This is a genomic window from Geminicoccus flavidas, assembly GCF_009806515.1.
GTDB classification, from domain to species: Bacteria; Pseudomonadota; Alphaproteobacteria; order Geminicoccales; family Geminicoccaceae; genus Geminicoccus; species Geminicoccus flavidus.
Genome location: NZ_WUJP01000572.1, coordinates 1 through 1,835 on the forward strand (window position 1 = coordinate 1; position 1,835 = coordinate 1,835).

A 1,835-nucleotide genomic window follows, 5' to 3' on the forward strand; every position below is an offset into this window, starting at 1 on the left:
GCCCCTGGGATCGACCCGAAGGCGGACGTGATCGAACAGATGGGCTTCGTCCCGCAGGTCGCGAACCCGCTGCGCACCATGCCGCCAGCCCTGTTCGACTGAACAGCCGGCCAGCCCAGCAACCAGGGAGAAACGGGAACGTGCGGAGCTACGACTACGTCATCGTCGGCGGCGGCAGTGCCGGCTGCGTGCTGGCGGCCAGGCTGTCGGAGCTGCCCGACATGCGCGTGCTCCTCCTGGAAGCCGGTCCGCCCGACCGCGATCCCTACATCCACATGCCGGTGGGCTTCGGCAAGATGACCGGCGGCGGGCTGACTTGGGGCTATGCGACGGCTCCGCAGAAGCACTGCTGCAACCGGGAGATCCCCTATGCCCAGGGGCGGGTGATCGGCGGCTCCAGCTCGATCAACGCGCAGATCTATACGCGCGGCGTGCCGGCCGATTACGACCGCTGGGCCTTCGAGGAAGGCTGCCCCGGCTGGTCGTTCGCTGAGATCAGGCACCTGTTCCTGCGCGCCGAGGACAACGACACGTTCGCCGGCGAGTGGCACGGCGTCGGTGGCCCGCTCGGCGTGTCCCAGCTCCAGCCCCATCCGCTCACTCGCGCCTTCGTCCAGGCCTGCCAGCAGGCGGGCATCCCCTACAACCCGGACTTCAATGGCAAGACGCAGGCCGGCAGCGGTGTCTACCAGACCACGATCCGGCACGGGAAACGCTGCTCCGCCGCGGTCGGCTATCTCCATCCGGTGCGCGGCCGTCCCAACCTGGACGTCATGACCGACTGCCGGATCACCAAGATCCTGGTAGAGCATGGCCGCGCAGTGGGCGTGCGCTTTCTCCACTTCAACAACGAGCAGGAGGTTCGGGCCGAGCGCGAGGTGCTGCTCTGCGCCGGTGCGATCGGCTCGCCCAAGCTCCTGATGCTCTCAGGGATCGGTCCGGCTGACGAGCTGCGCCGCCACGGGATCGAGGTGGTCCACGACCTGCCGGGCGTGGGCCAGAACCTCCACGACCATTACGGCACCGACGTCATCTACGAGCTACACGACCAGGTCAGCCTGGACCGCTACAAGAAGTGGCACTGGATGATGTGGGCCGGGCTCGAGTACAAGCTTTTCGGCAAGGGACCGGTCGCCTCCAACATCGTGGAAGGCGGAGCCTTCTGGTTCGCCGAGCCCGATGCGCCGACCCCGGACATGCAGTTCCACTTCCTGATCGGGGCGGGCGTGGAGGCGGGCGTGGCGGCGGTGCCGTCGGGCGCCGGTGTGACCATGAACAATTACTGCCTGCGCCCGCGCTCGCGCGGCTGCGTGACTCTGCGCTCGGGCGACCCGCTGGCGGCACCGGTGATCGACCCGAACTATCTGGCCGATCCCTACGACGTGAAGGTGTCGATCGCGGGGCTCAAGAAGATGCGCGAGATCATGGCACAGCCGGCCTTCGCCAAACTGGTCAAGCGTGCCCACCACCCGGCTGATCTGAAGGACGACGGGGAAGCCGAGGCATTCCTGCGCCGCTCCGGCCGCACCTCCTACCACCCGGTCGGCACCTGCAGGATGGGTCAGGACGAGCGGGCGGTGGTCGATCCGGAGTTCCGGCTGCGCGGCATCGACGGCCTGCGCGTGTGCGACGCCTCGATCATGCCGAGCATGATCGGCTCCAATACCAACGCGCCCACCATCATGATCGGGGAGAAGGCCGCAGACCTGATCCGGGGCAACCGGCGCCAGGCAGCCGCCTGAGCACGCCCGGCAGCTCGCGGAGCGAGCGGAGCGTCAAGAAGCGGACCCCGCCCGGGTCGTCCACCTGCTCGTGCGCCCAGGTCAGGTGGTAGG

1 protein-coding gene is annotated in these 1,835 nt (G+C 68.2%); it reads left to right on the forward strand.

Annotation, left to right across the window (positions count from 1 at the left end; genetic code table 11):
• The first annotated feature begins 140 nt into the window (after positions 1–140).
• Positions 141–1,742 carry a GMC family oxidoreductase gene (locus EQG76_RS16365; protein WP_200840856.1) on the forward strand — a complete coding sequence of 534 codons (1,602 nt, stop codon included), beginning with the start codon at positions 141–143 and terminating at the stop codon, positions 1,740–1,742.
• Positions 1,743–1,835 lie beyond the last annotated feature (93 nt).